We start from the raw sequence: 23,004 nt of genomic DNA on the forward strand, positions 1-23,004 counted from the left end.
TTCGCTTGGCGCGACCGGGCGATCAGCGGGTCGGAAAGATCAGGATCTCGACCCGGCGGTTCTGGGCGCGGCCCTGGGCGGTGCCGTTCGAGGCGATCGGCTGGTTCATGCCCTGGCCGGTCGCGACCAGCCGGGCGGGGGCCACGCCCGCGGCGGTCAAGATGCTGGCCACGGACTGGGCGCGGCGCTGCGACAGATCCATGTTGTAGGCCTGCGAGCCGGTGTTGTCGGTGTGGCCCACGACCTGCACGCGGCTGTTGGGATACTGGTTCAGGTTGCGCGCGACGGCGTAAAGATCGCTTTGCGCCTGTCCGGTAACGGCGGCCGAGTCGGTGGCGAACAGGATCCCTTCGGGCAGGATCACTTGCAGGTGGTCGCCGCGGTTGACGACCTGGACATTGCTGCTGACGGATTGTTGCAGCGCCTGCGCCTGACGGTCGAGGATATTGCCGGCGATGGCGCCCGCCGCCGCGCCCAGGATCGCGCCGCGCGCGGCGTCCCGGCCCTGGTTGTTGCGGTCGCTGTCGCGCGTGCCCGCAAGAACGGCGCCGACGGCGGCCCCGGCCAGGGCGCCCTGCTGCGTGCGGCTCATGCCGGTGGTGGTGCCGTCCATGCCGGTGGTGGGGGCGCAGGCGCCAAGCGCCACGAGGCCCGTGGCGGCAAGGATGGTGGTGACGCGAAGATTCATGGGATCGTCCTTTCCGGTCTTGCGGCGGGCGCTTGGCCCCTTGCCTTGGTGGCGGCCGCGATTCTGCGGCCGCCGGTCAACGCCGCCACGGTGGGCCAGTTTCGGGCGAAAGGGAAGCCGCGCCTTTGGGGAAGTCCTTGGACCGGCGGAACAAACCCCGCATCCGGGGCGGGGCTTGCATTGGCGGGCGGGGGCGGTCAAAAGCACGGGGCCATGGTTCAGATCCGCCGCCTGCCGCAGCCCTTGCCCTTTGTCCAGCAAGCCGCGATCTTCTCGCGCCTGGCGGAGGCGAACCCGAAGCCCGAGACCGAGCTTGAGTTCAGCAACCCGTTCACGCTGGTTGTGGCGGTCGCCTTGTCGGCGCAGGCCACGGATGTGGGGGTGAACAAGGCCACCAGGGGCTTGTTCGCGGTGGCCGACACGCCGCAGAAGATGCTGGACCTGGGGCTTGAGGGCGTGACCGGGCATATCAGGACCATCGGCCTGTTCCGCCAGAAGGCCAAGAACGTGATCGCCCTGTCGCGCATCCTGGTCGAGGAGTTCGGCGGCGAGGTTCCCGACAGCCGCGCGGCGCTGATGTCGCTGCCGGGGGTGGGGCGCAAGACGGCGAACGTGGTGCTGAACACGGCCTTCGGCCATCCCGCGCAGGCGGTCGACACGCATATCTTCCGCGTGGGCAACCGCACCCGCGTCGCGCCCGGCCGCGACGTGGACGAGGTGGAACGCGCCATCGAGGACAACGTGCCCGCGCGCTTTCAGCAGAACGCCCATCACTGGCTGATCCTGCACGGCCGCTATATCTGCCAGGCCCGCCGCCCGCGCTGCGCGGTGTGTCCCATCCACGACTTGTGCCCCTACGAGGAGAAGACCGCATGACCACCCCCTATGTGATCGGCATCGGCAATGCGGTGATGGACGTGATCTCGCCCACGGACGACGCACGGCTGGAAGCGTTGGGGGTGCGGAAGGGGATCATGCAGCTGATCGAGCGGGAACGGTCGGAATACCTGATGGCCGCGCAGGCGGACGACCACGGGCCGGGGCGCGCGCGGTCGAAGCTGGTGCCGGGCGGGTCGGTGGCGAACACACTGGCCGGGATCGGGATGCTGGGACTGCGGACCGCCTTCATCGGCCGGGTCGCCGACGATCCGCTGGGCCTGTCCTATGCCGAGCAGACCGAGGCGGCGGGAACGGTTTTCGTCAACCCTCCGGTGGCGGGCGACCAGCTGCCGACCTCGCGCAGCATCATCCTGGTCACGCCCGATGGCGAGCGGTCGATGAGCACCTATCTGGGGATTTCCGCCGAACTGGGGCCGGACGACGTGAATCCCGCCGTTTTCCAGGGGGCTGGCTGGCTGTTTCTTGAAGGATACCTGTTCGACAAGCCCAAAGGGAAAGAGGCTTTCCTGAAGGCCGCCCGGTCCTGTCACGAAGCGGGCGGGCAGGCGGGGATCGCGCTGTCCGATCCGTTTTGCGTGGACCGGCACCGCGCGGATTTCCGGCGGCTGGTGGCCGGTCCGATGGACTACGTGATCGGCAATGTCCATGAATGGCAGTCGCTGTACCAGGTCGCCGATCTGGAGGAGGCGCTGCGTCTGGCGTCCGCCGATTGCGGAACCGTGATCTGCACGCGGTCGGGCGATGACGCGATCTTGATCCGCGACGGCGAGCGGGTGACGGCGCCGGTTCATCGCGTCGTGCCGGTGGATGCGACGGGGGCGGGGGACCAGTTCGCGGCGGGGCTGATCTATGGGCTGGCCTTGGGCGTGCCGCTGGCGGTGGCGGGCCGGATGGGCTGCATCGCGGCCGCCGAGGTGATCGGCCATGTCGGGCCCCGGCCGGAGCGGGATCTGCGGGCGGATTTCCGGGCCGAAGGGCTGATCTGAGTTTTGCGTCCCGCGAAGGCCGGGGGCGCTTCGCCCCCCGGACCCCCCGAGGGTATTTCGGCAAAGGTGAATGCCTGCCGGTTTGGTTCCGCTGGCGTTGCGCGGCTCTTGCGCCGCGTGTATCAGGGCCGGAACGAATTGGCAGCTTGAAGGACATCGCGGATGCGCAGGGTTGTTGTCACCGGGTTGGGGATGGTCACGCCGCTGGCCTGTGGCGTCGAGGCCACATGGGAGCGGCTGCTGGCCGGGCAGTCCGGCGCCGGGCGGATCACGCGCTTCGATCCCAAGGACGTGGTGACGAAATACGCCTGCGAGATCCCTTTCGGCGACGGCCACGACGGCACCTTCAACCCCGACGACTGGATGGAGCCGAAGGACCGGCGCAAGGTCGACGATTTCATCCTGTACGGCATGGCCGCGGCCGAACAGGCGGTGAAGGATTCCGGCTGGGAGCCGCAGACCGAGGAAGACCGCGAGCGGACCGGCGTGATGATCGGGTCGGGGATCGGCGGGCTGACCTCGATCGCGGAAACGGCGGTGCTGATCAAGGAGCGCGGGCCCAAGCGGGTTTCGCCCTTCTTCATTCCCGGCGCGCTGATCAATCTGGTGTCCGGGCAGGTGTCGATCCGGTTCGGCTTCAAGGGGCCGAACCATGCGGTCGTGACGGCCTGTTCTACCGGCGCGCACGCCATCGGGGACGCGGCGCGGCTGATCATGCTGGGCGATGCCGACGTGATGATCGCGGGCGGGGCCGAAAGCCCGATCAGCGAGATCGGCATCGCGGGCTTCAACGCCTGCAAGGCCTTGTCCACCAAGCGCGACAACGATCCGCAGGCGGCCAGCCGCCCTTATGACGCGGACCGCGACGGGTTCGTGATGGGAGAGGGCGCGGGTTGCCTGGTGCTGGAGGAATACGGGCACGCCAAGGCGCGGGGCGCGAAGATCTATGCCGAGGTGCTGGGTTACGGCTTGTCGGGGGATGCCTATCACATCACCGCGCCTTCCGAGGATGGCGATGGCGGGTTCCGGGCCATGCGGAACGCGCTGAAGAACGCCGGGCTGGAGCCTTCGGCGATTGATTACATCAACGCGCATGGCACCAGCACCATGGCCGACACCATCGAACTGGGCGCGGTCGAGCGGCTGCTGGGCGACCATGCGAACAATGTCGTGATGTCGTCCACCAAATCGAGCATCGGGCATCTGCTGGGGGCGGCGGGCGCGGTCGAGGCGATCTTCTGCGTGCTGGCGGTGCGCGACCAGATCTGCCCGCCGACGATCAATCTGGACAACCCGGCGGTCGAGCCGAAACTGGATCTGGCCGCCAACGCGGCGGTGCGGCGCAAGGTGGATGTGGCGCTGTCGAACAGCTTCGGTTTTGGCGGCACCAACGCGTCGCTGGTGTTGGGAGCGGTCCGGGAATGATCTGGCGCAACATCGCGTCCAATTTCCTGACGCTGCTGATCGTTCTGCTGATCGCGGCGGCGGCGGCGGTGGCCTGGGCCAAGCACCAGTTCAGCGGGCCGGGGCCGAGCGCGGTGGCGCAATGCGTGCAGGTGGCGCCCGGCGCCAGCCTGAACGCGGTCAGCCAGCAACTGGTCGAACAGGGCGCGATCAGCAATTCATATGTCTTTCGGGCGGGGACGGATTACCTGGACCGCGCGCGGGATCTGAAGTTCGGCAGCTATCTGGTGCCGCCGCACGCCAGCATGAGCCAGATCGTCGACGTGATCACGGCGGGCGGGCCGTCCACCTGCGGGACCGAGGTTCTGGTGCGCGTGGGGGTGCGGGAAAACACCGTGCTGCTGCGCGACATGAACCCCGAAACGGGCGCCTTCGAGGAAATGGCGCGCTACAACCCCGCGACCGAGGACCAGCCCGAGGCGATCGCGGCCGCCGTGGACAAGCCGGGCGCGCGGCTGCGGGTGGCCATGGCCGAGGGCGTGACCAGCTGGCAGGTGGTCGAGGCGCTGAAGGCCGCGTCCTTCCTGACCGGCGAGGTCGAGGACATCCCGGCCGAGGGCAGCCTTGCCCCCGACACCTACGAGGTCGAGAAGGGCGGCAGCCGCACCGCCCTGCTGGCCGAGATGGCGCAGCGGCAATCCGAGATCCTGGCCGCCGAATGGGAAGCGCGTCCCTTCGGCCTGCCCTATGAAACGCCCGAGGAGGCGCTGATCATGGCCTCGATCGTGGAAAAGGAGACGGGGTTGCCGGAGGAGCGGCCTCAGGTCGCCAGCGTCTTCGTCAACCGGCTGGAGCAGGGGATGCGGCTGGAGACCGACCCGACGGTGATCTATGGCGTCACCAATGGCCGGGGGGTTCTGGACCGCGGCTTGCGCCGGTCGGAACTGGCGGCGCCCACGCCCTATAACACCTATCGGATCGAGGGCCTGCCGCCGACGCCGATCGCCAATCCCGGGCGCGCGGCGATCCGGGCGGCGCTGAACCCGGACAGCACGGATTACCTGTTCTTCGTGGCCGACGGGACCGGCGGGCATACCTTTTCCCGCACGCTTCAGGAACACAACGCCGCCGTGGCGCGCTGGCGCGAGATCGAGCGGCAGCAGGGCGGCGATCCGACCAGCCCCGTGCAGGGCGACGGATAGGCGCAAGCGGTTCAAGGGGTTTGACAAAGCCCGTTCCCTTGCGCAGGCTGACGGGCAAGGGGCGGGCTTTTTCATGGCGTGAACCGCGCCGGGCCGTCGCCTTTCAGGAGGATGCGCCATGAAACTGTCCGATATGTTTTCCACCCTGGCCGAGAACGCCCGCACCTATGAACAGCGCGTGGCCGAGTGGCAGGACCAGATGACCGCCCGCAACGACGAGATGCTGGCCAGCGCGCGCAAGTGGCAGGAGACCGCCATGCAGCGCCAGGACGAGATGAACCGCCAGATCCGTGGCTATTTCGAGGAAGCGGGCGAAAACGTCCGCAACCAGTGGCAGGTCATGCAGTCCACCTGGGAGGACCAGTTCCAGAAGATGCGCGAAAAGGGCGAGGAAATGCGCGCGCAGGCCATGAAGTCGGGGCATTTCCCCGAATGGGCCGAGGCCTATGCCGCGCAGATGGTGGGATTCGCGCAGAAGATGCAGGACGAGGCGGCCAACGCCATTGCCGCCGCGACCGAGGCGCGGGGCAAGAGCAAGGGCACCAAGGACGTGTGAGCGGCGGATCCCGTTGCGCCTGCCGGGCCGGTTCCGGCAGGTGTTGCGTGGGGTGTTGCGCAGGTCAAGTGATTGTCCGAAATGATTTATCCCTGGTTGACCGTGCGCCCTGCGGTTTAGCGATTGACTTACCGAACGCCCTGAAGTAGAACATTCACATGCTGGGAAAAGTGGGCAAGCGGCCGGGGGGCGACCCTTGGGGCCGCTTTTTCAGTTTTCGGCTCGTGCGGACAGGACACGAGGCGGGACAGTTTGCATGAACGATATGGAATGGCGCGGGATCGCTGATCCCGAAGGACCGTTCGCGGCCGGGGATCACCCGGCCCGGACGGGCGTGAAGCCGGTTGCGAGTGCGGAGGCGGCGATGGATCCCAGCGAGGCCATCGCGGTCGCTGAAGGGTTGTTCTGGTCCTATGTCAAGGATCTCAAGCGTCACGAGGCCGCGTTGGAGGCCCGGCAGAGCGGGGCCGTCGATCCCGCCGAACTGAAGGAAGCCATGCAAACCGCGAAGGTCGTCCGCGAGGCGGTCGGTCTTCTGATGGCGGAAAGGAACAGGGTTGACAAGTTACGCAAGGATATCGCCGGCGGGATCGGAGGCGGCGGCCTCGACCTTGACGCGGCACGAGATGAAATCGGGCGCCGCCTGGCTTGCCTCCGCCGCGCCGGAGGAAGTTGACGCGTTCCTGGGCGGGCTGTCGGAAAACGCGCTGATGGCGTTGCCCTGGCTGTTCGAATTCTGGGCCCTGGACCACCAGTTGCCCCCCGAGGGCTGTTGGAAGACCTGGGTGATCATGGGCGGGCGCGGCGCGGGCAAGACCCGCGCCGGGTCCGAATGGGTGCGGCGGATGGTCGAGGGACCGAGTGCCGCCGCACCCGGGCGCTGTCATCGCGTGGCCCTGGTGGGGGAGACCTTCGACCAGGTGCGCGAGGTGATGGTGTTCGGGGAAAGCGGGATCCTCGCCTGCTCGCCCCCGGACCGGCGGCCGGTCTGGGAGGCCGGGCGCAAGCGGCTGGTCTGGGCCAATGGCGCGACGGCGACCGTTTATTCCGCGCATGAGCCCGAGGCCTTGCGCGGGCCGCAGTTCGACGCGGCCTGGGCGGACGAGCTGGCGAAATGGAAGAAGGCCGAGGATGTCTGGGACATGCTGCAATTCGCGCTGCGCCTGGGCGAGCATCCGCAGCAGGTGGTCACGACCACGCCGCGCAACGTCGGCGTGCTGAAGCGGATCCTGGGCAATGCCTCGACCGTCACGACCCATGCGCCGACGGATGCGAACCGCGCCTATCTGGCCGAAAGCTTTCTGGCGGAGGTGGCGTCTCGGTATGGGGGGACGCGGCTGGGGCGGCAGGAACTGGACGGCGTGCTGCTGGACGACGTGGAAGGCGCGCTGTGGACCACGGCGATGCTGGAGGGCTGCCGGGTGGACCGCGCGCCGAAGCTGTCGCGCGTCGTGGTGGCGGTCGATCCGGCGGTGACGGCGGGCAAGGCCAGCGACGAATGCGGCATCGTGGTCGCGGGCGTCGTGGCCGAGGGCGAGCCGGGAGACTGGCGCGCCTATGTGCTGGAGGACGCGACCGTGAAGGGCGGGCCGCTGGACTGGGCGCGTGCCGCCATCGCCGCGATGGACCGGCATGGGGCCGAGCGGCTGGTGGCCGAGGTGAACCAGGGCGGCGATCTGGTCGAGACGGTGGTGCGGCAGGTGGATCCCCTGGTGCCGTTCCGGGCGCTGCGCGCCGGGCGGGGCAAGGGGCTGCGGGCGGAGCCGGTGGCGGCGCTTTATGAGCAGGGGCGGGTCAGGCACCTGCGCGGGCTGGGCGCGCTGGAGGACCAGATGTGCCAGATGACGGTGCGCGGGTTCGAGGGGCGGGGATCGCCCGACCGGCTGGATGCGCTGGTCTGGGCGATCCACGAGCTGGTGATCGAGCCGGGGGCGAGCTGGCGTCGTCCGCAGATGCGTCGGTTGTGAGGCTGGGGGCTTCGCGCCCCCAGACCCCCGCGGGATATTTGGACGAAGATGAAGGGGGCTGGCCTGAGGGCCGGCCCTTTTTCATGGGCATGGAGGCGAGAAATGGCGTTTCGGTTGTTTTCGCGGGAGGGCAAGGACGCGCCCCCGCCAGAGAGGAAGGCCAGCGCGACCGGCCGGGTCGTGGCCCTTGCCAGCGGCGCGGGCCGCGCGGTCTGGTCGTCGCGGGACACCGCCAGCCTGACGCGGGGCGGGTTCGTGGGCAATCCGGTGGGCTTTCGTTGCGTCAAGCTGATCGCCGAGGCGGCGGCGGCGGTGCCGCTGGTCTGCGAGGATCGCGAGCGGCGTTACGACATCCACCCGGTGCTGGATCTGCTGCGCCGGCCCAATCCGGGGCAGGGCCGGGCCGAGCTGTTCGAGGCGCTGTTCGGGCAGATGCTGTTGTCGGGGAACGGCTATGTCGAGGCGGCGGGCCTGGGTGCCCAGGGGTTGCCCGAGGAGCTGCACGTGCTGCGGTCCGACCGGATGAGCATCGTGCCGGGCTCGGATGGCTGGCCCGTGGCCTACGATTATTCGGTCGGGGGGCGCAAGCATCGCTTCGACATGACGGGCAGTCCCGATCCGATCTGCCATGTGAAATCCTTTCATCCGCAGGATGACCATTACGGTCTGTCGCCCATGCAGGCGGCGGCGGTGGCGCTGGATGTGCACAACAGCGCCTCGGCCTGGTCGAAGGCGCTGCTGGACAATGCGGCGCGGCCTTCGGGCGCGATCGTCTACAAGGGCGTGGACGGGCAGGGGGTGCTGTCGCCCGAGCAATACGACCGGCTGGTGGGCGAGATCGAGATGAACCACCAGGGCGCGCGCAACGCCGGGCGTCCGATGCTGCTGGAAGGGGGCTTGGACTGGAAGCCGATGGGGTTCTCTCCCTCGGACATGGAGTTCCACGAGACGAAGATGGCCGCGGCGCGGGAGATCGCGCTGGCTTTCGGCGTGCCGCCGATGCTGCTGGGGATCCCGGGGGACGCGACCTATGCCAACTATGCCGAAGCGCATCGGGCGTTCTATCGCCTGACGGTGCTGCCGCTGGCGACGCGGGTTGCGGCCTCGGTCGCCTGGTGGCTGTCAGAGCATCTGGGCGCCGAGATCGAGCTGCGCCCCGATCCCGACCGCATTCCGGCGCTTGCCGAGGAAAGGGACCAGCAGTGGAGGCGGGTCGGCGAGGCGCTGTTCCTGACGGATGCGGAAAAGCGGGCGCTGCTGGGCCTGCCGCCTCTGGCCGAGGCGTGATCCCATGGAGGGGTCGCGTTTCGTCAAGGACAGCTTCGGCTGGCACGACCAGCGGTTCGAGGCCCAGGAACGGATCATGGCGCTGCAATTCGGCACCGTGGAAAAGCGGCTGGAGCGGATCGAGGCGCTGATCGAGGGGCTGGAGCGGCGGCTGTGGATGACCGTTTACGGCGTCGTGGCGGTGATCCTGACGCAGGCGGTGCAGGGCATTTTGGAATTCGCGCCGAAAGGAGGCTGACGGATGGTTCCGGGACTTGAGGTGAAATTCGCGGGCGGGGCGCCGGTCCTGACCGACGGGCAGGCGATCGAGGGCTATGCCAGCCTGTTCGGCCTGACCGACCAGGGCGGTGACGCGGTGGCGCCGGGGGCCTTTGCGGCATCCCTGGCGCGGCTGGCGGCCAAGGGCGACAAGGTGCGAATGCTGTGGCAGCACGATCCGGCAAAGCCCATCGGCGTCTGGGACGAGATCCGCGAGGACGAGAAGGGCTTGTGGGTCAAGGGGCGGCTGCTGCCCGAGGTGGCGCAGGCGCGCGAGGCCGCGGCGCTGATTGGGGCGGGCGCCATCGACGGGCTGTCCATCGGCTATCGCACGATCCGGGCGGAGCGCGACAGGCAGGGCCTTCGGGTGCTGGCCGAGGTCGAGCTGTGGGAGGTGTCGCTGGTGACGTTCCCGATGCTGCCCGAGGCCAAGGTGGGCCGCAAGGAGGCGGACGACCTGCGCGAGGTGGCGGCCCTGTTCGTGGCGGCTGCGGAAGCCTTGCGGGTTTGAGGTTCAAGGGTGGGGGCGGAATCCCACCCCAAGGGTTTGGATCGCTGCGGCGGTCTGAAGGCAGGGGCAGCCAAGACAGGCGGCATCCCCGATCATCGCGATGAGGAGAAAGACCATGACCGAGGTGAAAGCCGCGGAGGGTGGCGGCACGGCCGCCGACCTGAAGGGGGCCATGTTGGGGTTCGTCAGCGAACTCAAGGGCTTTCGTGACGACATCCAGAAGAAACTCAGTGCACAGGACGAACGCATGACCATGCTTGATCGCAAGACCGCCCTTCGTGGCCGCACCCCGTTGTCCGCCACCGCCGAGGTCGAGGTGCCCCATCAGAAGGCGTTCAACGCCTATCTGCGCAGCGGCGACGATGACGGGCTGCGCGGCCTGGCCATCGAGGAGAAGGGCCTGACGGTCGCCAGCGACGGCGGCTTCCTGGCCGCGCCCCAGGTGGCCGAAACGGTGCAGAACGTGCTGCGGTCCGGCGCATCCTTGCGCAGGCTGGCCAATGTGGTGGCCATCGAATCCGCCAGCTATGAGGTGCTGGTCGAGAAGAACGAGATGGGCGCGGGTTGGGCGACCGAAACGGACACGGCCGAGACGACTCCGGGTCAGATCGAGCGCATCTCGATTCCGCTGCACGAGCTGTCGGCCATGCCCAAGGCCAGCCAGCGCCTGCTGGACGACGCGGCCTTCGATGTCGAAGCCTGGCTGGCCGAGCGCATCGCCGACAAGTTCGCCCGGTCCGAGGCCGCGGCCTTTGTCGCGGGCGACGGCGTGGCCAAGCCCAAGGGCATCCTGTCCTATCCGACCGCGCTGGACGCGACGGCGGGCGCGGGCACCATCGGCGTAATCGAGACGGGCAACGCAGGCGGGTTCGACCCCGCCGCCCCTGCGGATGCGCTGATCGACCTGATCTATGCGCTGGGCGCGGAATACCGGGTCAATGCCAGCTTCGTCATGAACTCGAAAACGGCGGCGGTCATCCGCAAGATGAAGGACAGCGACGGCCGCTTCCTGTGGACCGATGCCCTGGCCGCAGGGCAGACCCCGCAGCTGCTGGGCTATCCCGTGCTGATCAGCGAGGACATGCCCGACATCGGCACCGATGCGCTGGCCGTGGCCTTTGGCGACTTCCGCGCCGCCTATACCATCGTCGAGCGTCCCGACCTGCGCGTCCTGCGCGATCCGTTCAGCGCCAAGCCGCATGTGCTGTTCTATGCGACCAAGCGCGTGGGCGGCGGCGTGACCGATTTCCGCGCCGTCAAGCTGTTGCAGTTCGCCTGATCCCGGATCGCGGGAACGGGTGAGGGAAAGACCGCGCGCGGGTCGCTGGCCATTTCTGGCTTTGCAACTGTCCGCGCGTGCTGATGGCTGGCGCGCGGGCGCGGTCTTTCCCGTCTTGAAGCGACGGCAAGGCCTTGGGGCCTTGTCCCGGTGGATGACGAGCGGACAGCAAGACGGGAGGTTCGCGAGATGATGCTGATCGAGGAAACGGCGCCTGCGGCCGGGGCGCTGCCTGTCGCGGCGCTGCGCGAGCATTTGCGGCTTGGAACGGGTTTCGAGATTGCCGAGGACAGCGCCGAGGATGCGGCCCTGGCAGGGTTCCTGCGCGCCGCGATCGCCACGATCGAGGCGCGCACGGGCAAGGTGCTGCTGACGCGGCGCTTTCGGATGCAACTGGACGACTGGCGCGACCGGCTGGGCCAGACCCTGCCGCTGGCCCCGGTGGTGTCGGTCGAAAGGATCGAGATCGACGACGGCATGGGCACGGTGACGGAAGTCCCGCCCGAGAACTGGCGGCTGTTGCCGCATGGACAGCGGCCCATGATCCTGCCCACCGGCGTGATCCTGCCGCATGTGCCGCGCCTGGGTCTGGTCAGCGTGACCTTCACCGCGGGCTTTGGCGACACATGGGCGGCGGTTCCCCCCGATCTGGCGCAGGCGGTCCTGATGCTGGCGGCGCGCTATTACGAGGATCGCGGCCAGGATGGCGCGAAAGGCGCGATGCCCTTCGGCGTCAGCGCCCTGATCGAACGCTGGCGGCAGGTCCGCACCCTGGCCGGGCGCGGCGCGCGCGAGGCGCGGCGATGAGCGTGCCGAAGCTGAGCGTCCGGCTGGAGCTTGAGGGATCGGCCCGGCAGGACGACGGGATGGGCGGCTATCGCGTGGTCTGGCAGCGGATCGGATCGCTCTGGGCCGAGATGAAGGCGCAGGCGGGGCAGGAACGCGGCGCCGAGGTCGGTCCCGAAAGCGTGGTGTCCTGGCGGATCACCGTGCGGGGCGCGCGTGCCGGCGATCCGCGCCGCCCGGCGGCGGGCCAGCGGCTGCGGATGGGGCCGCGCCTGTTCGCCATCGAGGCCGTGGCCGAGCGCGACGCGTCCGGCCTGTGGCTGACCTGCTTTGCCCGAGAGGAGAAACAGGCATGAGCTATGCGGCAAGCGTCGCCCTGCAAGGGGCGGTTTACCAGCATCTGCGCACTGATCCGGCGCTGCTTGATCTGGTGGGCGATTCGATCTTCGACGCCATGCCGGTCGAGGCGCCTGCGGGCGTTTATGTCTCGCTTGGCCCCGAGGATGTGGCGGACGCGGGCGACATGACGGCGGCGGGATCGCGGCATGACTTCGTCGTCTCGGTTCTGTCGGGGGCCGGGCAGGACGGGGGCTTCGCTGCCGTCAAGGCTGCCGCCGCCGCCGTGGCCGAGGCGCTGGACCAGGCGCAACTGGCGCTGAGCAAGGGGCGGCTGACGGCCCTGTGGTTCCTGCGCGCCCGGGCGCGCCGGGTGGAAAACGGTGCGGCGCGGCGGGTCGATCTGACCTTTCGCGCGCGGATTGATCTGGGCTGAGGAGAAAAGCCATGGCGGCACAGAATGGACGCGATCTGCTGATCAAGATGGACATGACCGGGGACGGCGCGTTCGAGACCATTGCGGGCCTTCGCGCCTCGCGCCTGTCGTTCAACGCCGAGACGGTCGATGTGACCAGTCTGGAAAGCGAGGGCGGCTGGCGCGAATTGCTGGGCGGGGCGGGGGTGCGCAGCGCCTCGATTTCCGGCTCGGGGGTGTTCCGGGACGCCAATACCGACGGCCGGGCGCGGCAGATCTTCTTTGACGGAGAGGTGCCTCGGTTCCAGGTGGTGATCCCGGATTTCGGCACGGTCGAGGGGCCGTTCCAGATCACCGCGCTGGAATATGCGGGCAGCTACAACGGCGAGGCGACCTATGAGGTGACGATGGCTTCGGCGGGGGCGCTGACCTTTGTGGCGCTGCCATGACGAACCCCCTGCGCGGAGAGGTCGAGGTGGTGCTGGACGGCACCGCCCATGTCGCCCGGCTGACGCTGGGTGCCCTGGCCGAACTGGAGCATGACCTGGGCGCCGACAGCCTGATGGCGATCGCCGCGCGGTTCGAGTCGGGCCGCTTCAGCAGCCGCGACGTGCTGGCGGTGCTGGTCGCGGGGCTGCGCGGCGGCGGCTGGCGGGGCACGGCGGCCGACCTGCTGACGGTCGAGATCGGCGGCGGACCGGTGGCCGCGGGGCGCGCCGCGGCCGAGCTTCTGGCGCGGGCCTTTCGGATCGCCGCATGAGCGGCGGCCTGGACTGGCCCGGCCTGATGCGGGCCGGGATGCGGAGCCTGGGCCTGCGCCCGGATCAGTTCTGGGCGCTGACGCCCGCCGAGCTGGCGCTGATGCTGGGGGTCGAGGCGGGCCCGCCCGCCATGACGCGGGACCGGCTGGCGGAACTGGCCGCGCGCTATCCCGATGCGCGCCAGCATGAAGGGCCAACGGAAACATCTGGATAAGGGGCGAGGGGCTATGGCCAACAAGGATGGGTTCAGTTCGACCCTGGACGATCTGGACGAGGGTTTCAGCAACACCAGCCGCATGACCGCCGCCTTCGAGGCGGAGATGGAGCGGTTGCGGCAGTCGGTGACGATGACCGCGCGCGAGGTGGGATCGCTGAGCAGCGGCATCGAGGGCGGGCTGCGGCGTGCCTTTGACGGGCTGATCTTCGACGGCGAAAAGCTGTCGGATGCGCTGAAGGGCATCGGGCGGTCGATTGCGGACACGGTATTTTCCATGGCGATGAAGCCGGTGGAAAACGCCTTGGCGGGATCGCTGGCGCAGGGCCTGGGCGGGATGCTGTCGGGGGCCATGCCCTTTGCCAACGGCGGAGCCTTCGTGCAAGGCCGCGTGATGCCCTTCGCCAAGGGCGGGGTGGTCAGCCAGCCCACGCATTTCCCGATGCGCGGCGCGACCGGCCTGATGGGCGAAGCGGGCCCCGAGGCGATCATGCCGCTGCGCCGGGGCGCCGACGGCCGTCTGGGCGTGGCCGCAGCCGGCGGCGGGTCGCGGCCGATGAACGTCACGGTCAACGTGACCACGCCCGATGTCGCGGGCTTCCAGCGCAGTCAGTCGCAGATCGCCGCCCAGCTTGGCCGCGTCCTGGCGCGCGGCGAGCGCAACAGCTGAGAGGGCCGAGATGGCATTTCACGAGGTAAGATTTCCGGCGAACCTGTCCTTCGGCTCTGTCGGCGGTCCCGAACGCCGGACCGAGATCGTGGCCCTGGCCAGCGGGTTCGAGGAGCGCAACACCCCTTGGGCCCACGCTCGCCGCCGATACGACGCGGGCATGGGGCTGCGGTCGCTGGACGACCTGTCTGCTCTGGTCGCCTTTTTCGAGGCGCGGGCCGGCCAGTTGCACGGCTTCCGGTGGAAGGACTGGTCGGACTACAAGAGCTGCCTGCCGTCGCGCACGCCCGCCTTTGACGATCAGGTGATCGCCCAGGGGAATGGCGTCACGAAGGTCTTTCAGCTGATCAAGACCTATTCGTCGGGGCCGGGCAGCTATGGGCGGCCGATCAGCAAGCCGGTCAAGGACACGGTGCGCGCCGGGATCGGTGGCAACGAGGTTTATCCGGGCGCGCACTATGCGGTGGATCACGCGCGGGGGCTGATCACCTTCGCCGAGGCGCCTCAGCCCGGCGCCGAAATCACCGCGGGCTATGAGTTCGACGTGCCGGTGCGGTTCGATACCGACCGCATCGCGGTGTCGGTGGCATCCTTCCAGGCGGGCGAGATGCCCGCCATTCCGGTGATCGAGGTGCGGGTATGACGGCGACCACGATTGCGCGCGCCTGGATGGTGCGCCGCGCGGACGGGATGGTGCTGGGCTTTACCGATCATGACGCGGTGCTGACCTTCGACGGGATCCGGTTCCGCCCCGATCACGGCATGTCGGCCCGGGCGCTGGTCCAGGCGACGGGGCTTTCGGTCGACAATTCGGAAGCCGAAGGGGCGCTGTCCGACGACGCGATCACGGAACGCGACGTGCTGGCGGGCCGCTGGGACGGTGCCCAGGTGAGGATGTGGGAGGTGGACTGGACCGACATGTCCGCCCGGCGGCTGGTCTTTGCGGGCAGCCTGGGCGAGATCTCGCGGTCTCAGGGCGCGTTCCGCGCCGAGCTTCGCGGGTTGTCGGAACCGCTGAACGCCGCGCGGGGCCGGGTATTTCATCCCCGCTGTTCGGCGCGTCTGGGCGATGGCCGCTGCAAGCTGGCGCTGTCGGGCGAGACCTTCACGGCGGAAGCCGCCATCGCCGAGGTGGAGGACGGGCGCGTTCTGCGGTTCTCGGGCTTTTCGGCCTATGAGGCGGGCTGGTTCGAGCGGGGCCGCCTGCTGGTCCTGGGGGGCGGAGCCGAGGGTTTGCGCGCCACGATCAAGAACGACATCGCCCTTGCGGGCGGCGGGCGCGAGATCGAGCTGTGGCAGGGTTTGGGGATCGCGCCGGTCGCGGGCGATCGCGTCCGGCTGGTCGCGGGTTGCGACAAGCGGGCCGCGACATGCCGCGACAAATTCGGCAACTTCCTGAACTTCCGCGGCTTCCCTCATCTGCCGTCCGAAGACTGGATCATAGCGCCGCAGGCGGGAGGAAGCCGTGGCTGAGGATGTGGTTTCCATCGCGCGGGCATGGATCGGCACGCCCTATCGGCACCAGGCCAGCACCAAGGGCGTCGCTTGCGATTGCCTGGGGCTGATCCGCGGCATCTGGCGGGAACGCCATGGCTGCGAACCCGAGGCGCCGCCGCCCTACACGCCCGACTGGGGCGAGGGCGGGGCGCAGGAGGTTCTGATGGCCGCCGCGTTGCGTCATCTGGTTCCGGTCGATCGCGACGCCGAGTGGCTGCCCGGCGACGTGCTGTTGTTCAGGATGCGGGCGGGCGCGGTCGCCAAGCATCTGGGCATTCTGTCCGGCGCGGGCGAGGCCCCGCGTTTCATCCATGCCTATAACGCGCATGGCGTCATCGACAGCCCGTTGACGACGCCCTGGCAGAACCGGATCGCAGCCCGGTTCCGCTTTCCCTGAATCCAAGACTTTAGGAGGCCGAAATGGCGACCATCGTGCTGTCCGCCGTAGGGGCGTCGATTGGCGGAAGCTTCGGCGGCGCGGTTCTGGGCCTGTCGGGCGCGGTCATCGGCCGCGCGGTCGGCGCCACGGTGGGCCGGGTCATCGACCAGCGGCTGCTGGGCAGCGGTTCGAAGGCCGTGGAAACCGGCCGCATCGACCGCCTGCGTCTGCAAACCGCAGGCGAGGGCGCGCCGATCCCGCGCATCTGGGGGCAGATGCGGCTGCCCGGCCATGTCGTCTGGGCATCGCCCCTGGAGGAAATCGCGCGGTCCGAGGATGCGGGCGGCGGCAAGGGAACGCCCCGGTCCACGGTCACGCAGATCAGCTATCGCCTGTCGGTCGCGCTTGCCTTGTGCGAGGGGCGGATCCTGGGCGTCGGCCGGGTCTGGGCGGATGGCGAGGAGATCTCGGCCGACGATCTGAACATGCGCGTCTACAACGGCGACGAGAACCAGCGGCCCGATCCGGCCATCGCGGCGCATGAGGGGGATCTGGCGCCCGCCTATCGCGGCCTGGCCTATGTGGTGCTGGAGGATTTGAACCTGGAGGCCTGGGGCAACCGGATGCCGCAGTTGAGCTTCGAGGTCACGGCGCCTGCTCAGGACGGCAGCGGCTTGTGCCGCGACGTGCGGGCAGTCGCGCTGATCCCCGGCACGGGCGAGTATTCCCTGGCGACGACCCCGGTCAACCAGGACTTGGGTCTGGGCGAACTGCGGTCCACGAACGTGAACACGCCGATGGGCGGGACGGACTTCACGGCCTCGATGAACATCCTGGGGCGCGAGTTGCCGAACGTCGGATCGGTGTCGATGGTTGTGTCCTGGTTCGGCAGCGACCTGCGCATCGACCGCTGCACCGTTCGGCCCAAGGTCGAGCAGAAGGAGACCGACGGGGACGAGATGCCCTGGACGGCGGCGGGCATCGACCGGCAGGCCGCGGCCCAGGTTGCGCGGGTCGACGACCGGCCGATCTATGGCGGAACGCCCGCGGATCAGGCGGTCGTGGAAGGGCTGCGGGCCATCGCGGCATCGGGGCGGAAGGCGATCTTCTATCCGTTCATCCTGATGGAGCAGCTTGCGGGCAACGGGCTGCCCGATCCTTACGGAGCCGAGGAACAGCCGGTCATGCCTTGGCGCGGGCGGGTCACGACCTCGGTGGCGCCGGGGCGGACAGGATCGGTCGATGGCACGGCGGCTGCGGCGGCCGAGGTCCAGGCGTTCTTTGGCGCGGCCGGCGTGGACGATTTCGTGCGGGACGGCGACAAGGTGCGCTATCGGGGGCCCGACGAGTGGTCATATCGCCGCTTCATCCTGCATTACGCGCATCTCTGCGCGGCGGCGGGCGGGATCGACGCTTTCCTGATCGGCTCCGAGATGGTCGGCATGACGCGGATCCGGGGCGCGGGGAACAGCTATCCCGCCGTGCAGCAGTTGTGCCGCCTGGCCGAGGATGCGCGCGCGATCTTGGGACCAAAGGTCAAGATCGGCTATGCCTCGGACTGGTCCGAGTATTTCGGCCATCATCCCGGCGGAGGCGAGCTGTTCTTCCATCTCGACCCGCTGTGGGCACATCCCGCCGTCGATTTCATCGGCATCGACAACTATATGCCGTTGTCCGACTGGCGGGATGGCGAGGATCACCTGGACGCCCATTGGGGCCGCATCGGCAACCCGGATTATCTGCAAGCCAATGTCTGCGGGGGCGAGGGCTTCGACTGGTATTACGCCACCGATGCCGACCGCGATGCGCAGCGGCGCACGCCGATCACGGATGGCGCCTATGACGAGGCCTGGGTCTGGAAATACAAGGATTTGAAAAGCTGGTGGCAGAACCTGCATTACGACCGGCCGAACGGCGTTCGGTCGCGGCAGGCGACGGGGTGGGTGCCGGGGTCGAAGCCGATCTGGTTCACGGAATACGGCTGCGCTGCCCTGGACAAGGCGACCAACCAGCCCAACAAGTTCCTGGACGCCATGAGTTCGGAAAGCACGCTGCCGCATTATTCCAACGGGCAGCGCGACGATGCGATCCAGGCGGCCTATGTCCGGGCGGTCACGTCCTATTGGGCGAAGCCTGCCAACAATCCGGCGATGACGGATGGCCGGCGCATGGTCGATCTGGACCGGGCGCACGTCTGGTGCTGGGACGCGCGCCCCTTTCCGGCCTTTCCCGGCCGCCCGGATCTGTGGTCGGACGGCCCGGCCTGGCAGCGCGGGCACTGGCTGAACGGGCGGGCAGGGTCCGTGATGCTGGATTCGGTCATCGGCGACATCTGCCGCGAGGCGGGTGTGGCGGATTTCGACACCGGTGCCGTCAGCGGGGTCGTGCGCGGTTTCCAGGTCAGCGGCGGCGAAACGGCGCGCGCGGCCTTGCAGCCGATCCTGCTGGCGCATGGCATCGACGTGGTCGAACGCGACGGATCGCTGCGGTTCATGCCTCGGGACGGGTTGGTGAAGCGTGACCTGGGGCGCGAGCATCTGGCGATCGGCGAGGAGGTCGGCGGTTTCCAGACCGTCCGGCAGGCGCAAGCCGAGTTGTCGGGACGTTTGCGGCTGACCCATGTCGAGGCGGGTGGCGACTATGCGACCGCGACCGCCGAGGTCAGCCTGGCGGATGGGGATGACAACACGGCAAGCGACAGCGAATTCGCCATGTCCCTGACCCGGGCCGAAGGGCGGGCCATCGCGGAGCGGTGGCTGGCGGAGTCGGTGGTGTCGCGCGACACGGCGCGTTTCGCGCTGCCGCCATCCGCCGCCGATCTGGGGCCTGGAGACGTGATCCGCATGGATGACGGGCGCGCCCAGCCGAAGCGTTGGCGGATCGACCGGGTGGAGCGCGCGGGCGCCATCACCGTCGATGCGGTCCGTGTCGAGCCTGGCGCCTATCGGCAGGCGGCGACAAACGAGGATGACGGGATCATCAGCCGTTACACCCCGACTTTGCCGGTCTGGTCGCTGTTTCTGGACCTGCCGCTGCTCAAGGGCGACGAACAGCCGCACGCGCCCTATCTGGCCGCGACGGCGAAGCCTTGGCCCGGATCGGTTGTGGCCTATTCCTCGATCGAGAGCGACGGCGGATTCGAACTGAACACGACTCTGAGAAAGCGGGCGTTCATCGGGCGAACCGAAACGCCGCTGCTTCGCGCCCGTCCGGGGATCATCGACCGGGGGGCGCCGCTGCGTGTCCGGCTTAAGGACGCATCGCTGCGGTCGGTCGGCATGAAGGCGCTTCTGGCGGGATCGAACGCGCTGGCGATCGGCGACGGTTCGCCGGAGAACTGGGAGGTCATCCAGTTTTCCAGCGCGATTCCGGTGGAAAAGGATCTGTGGGAGATCGGCGGCAGGCTGCGCGGGCAGGCGGGCACCGACGGCATCATGCCCGAGGTCTGGCCCAAGGGCAGCGTTGTGGTGATCCTGGACGGCGCGGCCCAGCAGGTGAGCCTGCCGCCCTCGGCGCGGGGACAGGAACGCTTCTGGCGCATCGGTCCGGCGCGGCGGGCATTTGACGATCCCAGCTACCGCGCAAAGACGACCGAGACGCGGGGGATCGGACTGCGCCCCTATGCGCCTTGCCATCTGCGCTCCAATGGTCGCACGCTGTCCTGGATTCGCCGCAGCCGCGTCGATGGCGACGGGTGGGAGGGCGAGGACATCCCGCTGGGCGAGGTCCGCGAACGCTATCGCCTGCGCTTGATCCAGAACGGCGCCGTTCTGCACGAGGCGGATGTCGGAACGCCCACCCATACCGTCCCCGAACAGGTCTGGGCCGCTGCCCATGGGGGCGGCGGTTTCACTGTGGCTGTTGCGCAACTGTCCGACCAGTTCGGCGCGGGCCCCTATGCCAAGAGGAACTTCAATGTCGAATGAAACCATGCGCCTTCAGCTGCCGCTGCTTCAATCCGCGCAGGCCCAGAAGCATGTCACTGTCAACGAGGCGCTGATGCGGCTGGACGGGTTGACCAATGCCGTCCTGGAAAGCGTCTCGACGCCGACGCCCCCCGGGGCGGTGATCGACGGGCAATGCTGGGCGGTGCCGCCGGGCGCGGGCGGTGCCTGGGCGGGGCAGGGGGGGCGGATCGCGGTCGGCGCGAACGGAGGGTGGATCTTTGTCAGCCCCTCGCGCGGGATGCGGGCCTTTGTCGCGGACCGGGGGGCCGAGGCGATCTTCGACGGCCAGTCCTGGTTCATCGGCGCCGCGACCTTCGGCGCTCTGGGATCGGGTCTGGCCTTCGGGATGGCCGAGGGCGAGGTGACCGTCGGCGCTGGCGCAACCTTCAACACCGGCGTTTCAATCCCGGCTGGCGCCATGGTGATCGGCGCGGTGGCGCGGGTCACGCAGGCCCTGACCGGCTCGCTTCAGACCTGGCGGTTCGGAACGGCAGATTCCAACAACCGCTTCGGGCAGGGCCTGGGCAAGGGCGCGGGTTCTTGGGCGCGGGGGATGCTGGGGACGCCGATGACCTATTACTCTGGCGCGAACCTGCTGATGACCGGGGAAGGGGGCGGGTTTACCGGCGGCAAGGTCAAGCTTGCCGTTCATTGGCTGGAACTGCGGCTTCCGGGTTGACGGCCCGTCCTTTCCTCTGCCGCCGCTTCGCGCTAAAAAGGGCGGAACACTGGCGCGGACCGACGGCATGACCATGCAAGGCACCAAGAAGAACCTGGGACTTGATCGCGATGCGATCTGGTCCCAGTTGCGCGACGAGGCGCGGGCGGCGGTTCGGGACGAACCGCTGCTGGGCGCGTTGATCCATGCGGGGCTGCTGCATCATCCCAGCCTGGAGGCCGCGCTGGCCTATCGCTTTTCGCTGAAGCTGGCCAGCGGCGAGATGAGCGAGCAGATCCTGCGCGAGATCGCGGATCAGGCCTATCGCAGCACGCCCGAACTGGGGGATGCCGCGCGCGCCGACCTGATGGCTGTCTATGACCGCGATCCGGCGACGCATCGGCTGTTGCAGCCGATCCTGTTCTTCAAGGGCTTCCAGGCGCTGCAAGCCTATCGCATGGCGCACTGGCTGTGGCAGCAGGAACGGTTCGACATGGCCTATTTCGTGCAGATGCGCTGCTCGGAATGCTTTGGCGTGGACATCCATCCGGCGGCGGTCATCGGCACGGGGGTCATGATCGACCATGCCCATTCCATCGTCATCGGCGAAACAGCGACTGTCGGCAACGACGTGTCGATGCTGCACTCGGTCACGCTGGGCGGCACCGGAAAGGAGGATGGCGACCGCCATCCGAAGATCGGCGACGGGGTGATGATCGGGGCGGGGGCCAAGGTTCTGGGCAACATCCGGGTCGGCCACCATTCGCGCATCGCCGCCGGGTCGGTGGTTCTGCACGAGGTGCCGTCCTGCAAAACCGTCGCGGGCGTGCCTGCGCGGGTGATCGGCGACGCGGGATGTTCGGAACCGTCGCACAGCATGAACCAGCTTCTGGGCCTTGGCGAGGACTACCTCTGAGACCAGTCGGCGGCTCCGCTGCCGCGCAGGTTGTCAAGGGTCATGCCCGCCGCGCGCAGGCGTTCATCAAGGCCGTTGGCGATCTGCCCGACCAGCGAAAAGCCCTGATAGATCAGCGCGGAATAGATCTGCACCGCGTTGGCCCCTGCGCGGATCTTCTCCCACGCGTCGTCGGCCGAGGCGATGCCGCCGACGCCGATCAGGGGAATCGCGCCGTTCGTGGCGCGGTGGAGCTTTGCCAGGACCACAGTCGAGCGTTTGAAAAGCGGCCGTCCCGACAGCCCGCCGGTCTCGGCCGCATGGCGGCTGGACAGGCCGTCGCGCGACAGGGTCGTGTTCGTCGCGATGATGCCGTCGATCCGGCACTCACGGGCGACGGCGGCGATGTCCGCGATCTCGCGATCATCCAGATCGGGGGCGATCTTCAGAAAGACGGGGCGGCGCCGCGGCAGGCGGTCGCGTGCCTGCAACACCCCGCGCAGCAGGGCCGCCAGGGCCTCGGCGCCCTGTAGGTCGCGCAGGCGTTCGGTGTTGGGCGAGGACACGTTGACGGTCAGAAAATCGGCCGAGGCTCCGGCGATGTCCACAACGGCCGCGAAATCGGCGGCCCGATCCGTGCTGTCCTTGTTCGCGCCGATGTTCAGCCCGATCGGGATGCCCGGCCCCCGCGCCGTCATGCGCGCGGCGATCGCCTCCGCGCCCTCGTTGTTGAAGCCGAAGCGGTTGATGATCGCCCGGTCCTCGGAAAGACGGAACAGGCGGGGCTGCGGGTTGCCCGGCTGCGGATGCGGGGTGGCCGCGCCAAGCTCGATAAAGCCGAAGCCCGCGCGCATCAGGGGCGCCACGGCCCGGGCGTTCTTGTCGTAGCCCGCGGCAAGCCCGACCGGGTTCGGCAGGTCCAGCCCCGCCAGACGGACGCGAAGCCTGTCGGACGCGACCGGCGCCCCGGGCAGCGGCACCAGCCCCGATGAAAGCGCACGGATCGACAGGTCATGCGCGCGTTCCGGGTCCAGCCGGTGCAGGGCAGCCAGGCCGATCTTTTCCACAAGCTTCATTCCAGCGGTCCCGTGTCGTGGCCATTCCTGCCCGGCAGGATGTCGCGCGACCAGACGATGTCGTCCAGCCTCAGCGCGCGATAAAGATGCGGAAACAGATCCCCGCCTCGCGAGGGTTCCCAGCGAAGGTCCTCGCCAAGGCGCCCGGCATCGCAGGCCAGCAGCACCAGATCCTTTTCGGCCGCGAAATGCCGGGACAGCGTGGCGCCAAGCTGCGCGGCGGTCGAGAAATGCACGAACCCGTCGGCCAGATCGACCGGTGCGCCGCGAGTCGAGCCGTCGGCTCGAAGCTGTTCCCATTCCGCCGGGCGGAAAACCTTGAAGATCATCAT

27 protein-coding genes are annotated in these 23,004 nt (G+C 68.7%); 24 read left to right on the forward strand and 3 right to left on the reverse strand.

The genetic code is table 11. The annotated features are described in order from the left end of the window. Positions 1-22: 22 nt before the first annotated feature. Complete coding sequence (locus ACFOM8_RS10230) at positions 23-688, reverse strand: OmpA family protein (protein WP_377761251.1); 666 nt, start codon at positions 686-688, stop codon at positions 23-25. Between the two features lie 213 nt (positions 689-901). On the opposite strand from ACFOM8_RS10230, the gene nth reads away from it, so the two are divergent. The 24 genes from nth (at position 902) to cysE (ending at position 21,617) form a co-directional block, all read left to right on the forward strand. After that, positions 902-1,564 carry an endonuclease III gene (nth, locus tag ACFOM8_RS10235; protein ID WP_377761252.1) on the forward strand — a complete coding sequence of 221 codons (663 nt, stop codon included), beginning with the start codon at positions 902-904 and terminating at the stop codon, positions 1,562-1,564. Next, positions 1,561-2,574: an adenosine kinase gene (locus ACFOM8_RS10240; RefSeq protein WP_377761253.1), complete on the forward strand. Its 1,014-nt coding sequence runs from the start codon at positions 1,561-1,563 to the stop codon at positions 2,572-2,574. Before nth ends, ACFOM8_RS10240 begins: the two co-directional genes overlap by 4 nt. Before the next feature lie 162 nt (positions 2,575-2,736). Then, positions 2,737-3,999: a beta-ketoacyl-ACP synthase II gene (gene fabF / locus ACFOM8_RS10245; RefSeq protein ID WP_377761254.1), complete on the forward strand. Its 1,263-nt coding sequence runs from the start codon at positions 2,737-2,739 to the stop codon at positions 3,997-3,999. Continuing rightward, the gene (mltG, locus tag ACFOM8_RS10250) at positions 3,996-5,180 is read left to right on the forward strand and encodes an endolytic transglycosylase MltG (RefSeq protein ID WP_377761255.1); all 1,185 of its coding nucleotides are present in this window, start codon (positions 3,996-3,998) and stop codon (positions 5,178-5,180) included. Before fabF ends, mltG begins: the two co-directional genes overlap by 4 nt. A 118-nt stretch (positions 5,181-5,298) precedes the next feature. Beyond that, positions 5,299-5,736 (forward strand): hypothetical protein, encoded by a 438-nt coding sequence (locus tag ACFOM8_RS10255; protein WP_377761256.1) that lies wholly within the window; start codon positions 5,299-5,301, stop codon positions 5,734-5,736. A 256-nt stretch (positions 5,737-5,992) separates the two neighbouring features. Beyond that, positions 5,993-6,412 (forward strand): permease, encoded by a 420-nt coding sequence (locus ACFOM8_RS10260; RefSeq protein WP_377761257.1) that lies wholly within the window; start codon positions 5,993-5,995, stop codon positions 6,410-6,412. After that, positions 6,363-7,703 carry a DNA-packaging protein gene (locus tag ACFOM8_RS10265; protein ID WP_377761258.1) on the forward strand — a complete coding sequence of 447 codons (1,341 nt, stop codon included), beginning with the start codon at positions 6,363-6,365 and terminating at the stop codon, positions 7,701-7,703. The genes ACFOM8_RS10260 and ACFOM8_RS10265 overlap by 50 nt, the downstream gene beginning before the upstream one ends. Before the next feature lie 102 nt (positions 7,704-7,805). Further along, complete coding sequence (locus tag ACFOM8_RS10270; protein WP_377761259.1) at positions 7,806-8,990, forward strand: phage portal protein; 1,185 nt, start codon at positions 7,806-7,808, stop codon at positions 8,988-8,990. A 4-nt stretch (positions 8,991-8,994) separates the two neighbouring features. Further along, entirely contained in the window at positions 8,995-9,228 is a 234-nt protein-coding gene (locus ACFOM8_RS10275) for a GTA head formation protein, RCAP_rcc01685 family (protein WP_130989394.1), read from the forward strand. A 3-nt stretch (positions 9,229-9,231) separates the two neighbouring features. Continuing rightward, the gene (locus ACFOM8_RS10280; RefSeq protein ID WP_377761260.1) at positions 9,232-9,759 is read left to right on the forward strand and encodes an HK97 family phage prohead protease; all 528 of its coding nucleotides are present in this window, start codon (positions 9,232-9,234) and stop codon (positions 9,757-9,759) included. A 115-nt stretch (positions 9,760-9,874) separates the two neighbouring features. Next, positions 9,875-11,038 carry a phage major capsid protein gene (locus tag ACFOM8_RS10285; RefSeq protein ID WP_377761261.1) on the forward strand — a complete coding sequence of 388 codons (1,164 nt, stop codon included), beginning with the start codon at positions 9,875-9,877 and terminating at the stop codon, positions 11,036-11,038. Positions 11,039-11,227: 189 nt separating this feature from the next. After that, a complete protein-coding gene (locus ACFOM8_RS10290; RefSeq protein WP_377761262.1) occupies positions 11,228-11,845 on the forward strand; it encodes a head-tail connector protein in 618 nt (205 codons plus the stop codon). Continuing rightward, on the forward strand, positions 11,842-12,180 hold the full coding sequence (locus ACFOM8_RS10295) for a head-tail adaptor protein (RefSeq protein WP_377761263.1): 339 nt from the start codon (positions 11,842-11,844) through the stop codon (positions 12,178-12,180). Before ACFOM8_RS10290 ends, ACFOM8_RS10295 begins: the two co-directional genes overlap by 4 nt. Beyond that, positions 12,177-12,596, forward strand: a complete 420-nt coding sequence (locus ACFOM8_RS10300) for a DUF3168 domain-containing protein (RefSeq protein ID WP_377761264.1) — start codon at positions 12,177-12,179, stop codon at positions 12,594-12,596. Before ACFOM8_RS10295 ends, ACFOM8_RS10300 begins: the two co-directional genes overlap by 4 nt. 11 nt (positions 12,597-12,607) lie before the next feature. Continuing rightward, on the forward strand, positions 12,608-13,024 hold the full coding sequence (locus tag ACFOM8_RS10305; protein WP_207465775.1) for a phage major tail protein, TP901-1 family: 417 nt from the start codon (positions 12,608-12,610) through the stop codon (positions 13,022-13,024). Further along, positions 13,021-13,335: a gene transfer agent family protein gene (locus tag ACFOM8_RS10310; protein ID WP_377761265.1), complete on the forward strand. Its 315-nt coding sequence runs from the start codon at positions 13,021-13,023 to the stop codon at positions 13,333-13,335. The genes ACFOM8_RS10305 and ACFOM8_RS10310 overlap by 4 nt, the downstream gene beginning before the upstream one ends. Next, positions 13,332-13,550, forward strand: coding sequence for a rcc01693 family protein (locus ACFOM8_RS10315; RefSeq protein WP_377761266.1), 219 nt, complete (start codon positions 13,332-13,334; stop codon positions 13,548-13,550). Before ACFOM8_RS10310 ends, ACFOM8_RS10315 begins: the two co-directional genes overlap by 4 nt. Positions 13,551-13,563: 13 nt before the next feature. Further along, positions 13,564-14,220 (forward strand): phage tail tape measure protein, encoded by a 657-nt coding sequence (locus ACFOM8_RS10320; RefSeq protein WP_377761267.1) that lies wholly within the window; start codon positions 13,564-13,566, stop codon positions 14,218-14,220. 10 nt (positions 14,221-14,230) lie between these two features. Beyond that, positions 14,231-14,863 carry a phage distal tail protein, Rcc01695 family gene (locus ACFOM8_RS10325; protein WP_377761268.1) on the forward strand — a complete coding sequence of 211 codons (633 nt, stop codon included), beginning with the start codon at positions 14,231-14,233 and terminating at the stop codon, positions 14,861-14,863. Next, positions 14,860-15,693 (forward strand): DUF2163 domain-containing protein, encoded by an 834-nt coding sequence (locus ACFOM8_RS10330; protein WP_377761269.1) that lies wholly within the window; start codon positions 14,860-14,862, stop codon positions 15,691-15,693. The genes ACFOM8_RS10325 and ACFOM8_RS10330 overlap by 4 nt, the downstream gene beginning before the upstream one ends. Further along, positions 15,686-16,114 (forward strand): peptidase, encoded by a 429-nt coding sequence (locus ACFOM8_RS10335; RefSeq protein ID WP_377761270.1) that lies wholly within the window; start codon positions 15,686-15,688, stop codon positions 16,112-16,114. The genes ACFOM8_RS10330 and ACFOM8_RS10335 overlap by 8 nt, the downstream gene beginning before the upstream one ends. A 23-nt stretch (positions 16,115-16,137) precedes the next feature. Next, on the forward strand, positions 16,138-20,022 hold the full coding sequence (locus ACFOM8_RS10340) for a baseplate multidomain protein megatron (RefSeq protein ID WP_377761271.1): 3,885 nt from the start codon (positions 16,138-16,140) through the stop codon (positions 20,020-20,022). After that, the gene (locus ACFOM8_RS10345; protein WP_377761272.1) at positions 20,012-20,722 is read left to right on the forward strand and encodes a DUF2793 domain-containing protein; all 711 of its coding nucleotides are present in this window, start codon (positions 20,012-20,014) and stop codon (positions 20,720-20,722) included. The genes ACFOM8_RS10340 and ACFOM8_RS10345 overlap by 11 nt, the downstream gene beginning before the upstream one ends. Before the next feature lie 73 nt (positions 20,723-20,795). After that, positions 20,796-21,617 (forward strand): serine O-acetyltransferase, encoded by an 822-nt coding sequence (gene cysE / locus ACFOM8_RS10350; RefSeq protein ID WP_377761304.1) that lies wholly within the window; start codon positions 20,796-20,798, stop codon positions 21,615-21,617. Here the strand turns inward: cysE and ACFOM8_RS10355 are convergent. Together ACFOM8_RS10355 and ACFOM8_RS10360 are read right to left on the reverse strand one after the other, a co-directional pair. Then, positions 21,608-22,672, reverse strand: coding sequence for a quinone-dependent dihydroorotate dehydrogenase (locus ACFOM8_RS10355; RefSeq protein ID WP_377761273.1), 1,065 nt, complete (start codon positions 22,670-22,672; stop codon positions 21,608-21,610). The two genes, cysE and ACFOM8_RS10355, sit on opposite strands and share 10 nt — an antisense overlap. Continuing rightward, positions 22,669-23,004: a DUF952 domain-containing protein gene (locus tag ACFOM8_RS10360; protein ID WP_377761274.1), complete on the reverse strand. Its 336-nt coding sequence runs from the start codon at positions 23,002-23,004 to the stop codon at positions 22,669-22,671. Before ACFOM8_RS10360 ends, ACFOM8_RS10355 begins: the two co-directional genes overlap by 4 nt.

The organism is Paracoccus angustae, from assembly GCF_042648745.1.
In the GTDB taxonomy this organism is placed as follows: Bacteria; Pseudomonadota; Alphaproteobacteria; order Rhodobacterales; family Rhodobacteraceae; genus Paracoccus; species Paracoccus angustae.

Excerpts from the sequence above, each read along its gene's own strand:
- fabF (WP_377761254.1), top strand. The coding sequence starts at position 2,737 with ATGCGCAGGGTTGTTGTCACCGGGTTGGGGATGGTCACGCCGCTGGCC.
- ACFOM8_RS10260 (WP_377761257.1), top strand. The coding sequence starts at position 5,993 with ATGAACGATATGGAATGGCGCGGGATCGCTGATCCCGAAGGACCGTTC.
- ACFOM8_RS10310 (WP_377761265.1), top strand. The coding sequence starts at position 13,021 with ATGACGAACCCCCTGCGCGGAGAGGTCGAGGTGGTGCTGGACGGCACC.
- ACFOM8_RS10295 (WP_377761263.1), top strand. The coding sequence starts at position 11,842 with ATGAGCGTGCCGAAGCTGAGCGTCCGGCTGGAGCTTGAGGGATCGGCC.
- ACFOM8_RS10305 (WP_207465775.1), top strand. The coding sequence starts at position 12,608 with ATGGCGGCACAGAATGGACGCGATCTGCTGATCAAGATGGACATGACC.
- ACFOM8_RS10330 (WP_377761269.1), top strand. The coding sequence starts at position 14,860 with ATGACGGCGACCACGATTGCGCGCGCCTGGATGGTGCGCCGCGCGGAC.
- ACFOM8_RS10275 (WP_130989394.1), top strand. The coding sequence starts at position 8,995 with ATGGAGGGGTCGCGTTTCGTCAAGGACAGCTTCGGCTGGCACGACCAG.
- ACFOM8_RS10300 (WP_377761264.1), top strand. The coding sequence starts at position 12,177 with ATGAGCTATGCGGCAAGCGTCGCCCTGCAAGGGGCGGTTTACCAGCAT.
- cysE (WP_377761304.1), top strand. The coding sequence starts at position 20,796 with ATGCAAGGCACCAAGAAGAACCTGGGACTTGATCGCGATGCGATCTGG.
- ACFOM8_RS10270 (WP_377761259.1), top strand. The coding sequence starts at position 7,806 with ATGGCGTTTCGGTTGTTTTCGCGGGAGGGCAAGGACGCGCCCCCGCCA.
- ACFOM8_RS10355 (WP_377761273.1), bottom strand. The coding sequence starts at position 22,672 with ATGAAGCTTGTGGAAAAGATCGGCCTGGCTGCCCTGCACCGGCTGGAC.
- ACFOM8_RS10240 (WP_377761253.1), top strand. The coding sequence starts at position 1,561 with ATGACCACCCCCTATGTGATCGGCATCGGCAATGCGGTGATGGACGTG.
- ACFOM8_RS10255 (WP_377761256.1), top strand. The coding sequence starts at position 5,299 with ATGAAACTGTCCGATATGTTTTCCACCCTGGCCGAGAACGCCCGCACC.
- ACFOM8_RS10345 (WP_377761272.1), top strand. The coding sequence starts at position 20,012 with ATGTCGAATGAAACCATGCGCCTTCAGCTGCCGCTGCTTCAATCCGCG.
- ACFOM8_RS10340 (WP_377761271.1), top strand. The coding sequence starts at position 16,138 with ATGGCGACCATCGTGCTGTCCGCCGTAGGGGCGTCGATTGGCGGAAGC.
- ACFOM8_RS10265 (WP_377761258.1), top strand. The coding sequence starts at position 6,363 with ATGAAATCGGGCGCCGCCTGGCTTGCCTCCGCCGCGCCGGAGGAAGTT.
- ACFOM8_RS10280 (WP_377761260.1), top strand. The coding sequence starts at position 9,232 with ATGGTTCCGGGACTTGAGGTGAAATTCGCGGGCGGGGCGCCGGTCCTG.
- mltG (WP_377761255.1), top strand. The coding sequence starts at position 3,996 with ATGATCTGGCGCAACATCGCGTCCAATTTCCTGACGCTGCTGATCGTT.
- ACFOM8_RS10360 (WP_377761274.1), bottom strand. The coding sequence starts at position 23,004 with ATGATGATCTTCAAGGTTTTCCGCCCGGCGGAATGGGAACAGCTTCGA.
- ACFOM8_RS10315 (WP_377761266.1), top strand. The coding sequence starts at position 13,332 with ATGAGCGGCGGCCTGGACTGGCCCGGCCTGATGCGGGCCGGGATGCGG.
- ACFOM8_RS10285 (WP_377761261.1), top strand. The coding sequence starts at position 9,875 with ATGACCGAGGTGAAAGCCGCGGAGGGTGGCGGCACGGCCGCCGACCTG.
- ACFOM8_RS10230 (WP_377761251.1), bottom strand. The coding sequence starts at position 688 with ATGAATCTTCGCGTCACCACCATCCTTGCCGCCACGGGCCTCGTGGCG.
- ACFOM8_RS10325 (WP_377761268.1), top strand. The coding sequence starts at position 14,231 with ATGGCATTTCACGAGGTAAGATTTCCGGCGAACCTGTCCTTCGGCTCT.
- ACFOM8_RS10320 (WP_377761267.1), top strand. The coding sequence starts at position 13,564 with ATGGCCAACAAGGATGGGTTCAGTTCGACCCTGGACGATCTGGACGAG.
- ACFOM8_RS10290 (WP_377761262.1), top strand. The coding sequence starts at position 11,228 with ATGATGCTGATCGAGGAAACGGCGCCTGCGGCCGGGGCGCTGCCTGTC.
- nth (WP_377761252.1), top strand. The coding sequence starts at position 902 with ATGGTTCAGATCCGCCGCCTGCCGCAGCCCTTGCCCTTTGTCCAGCAA.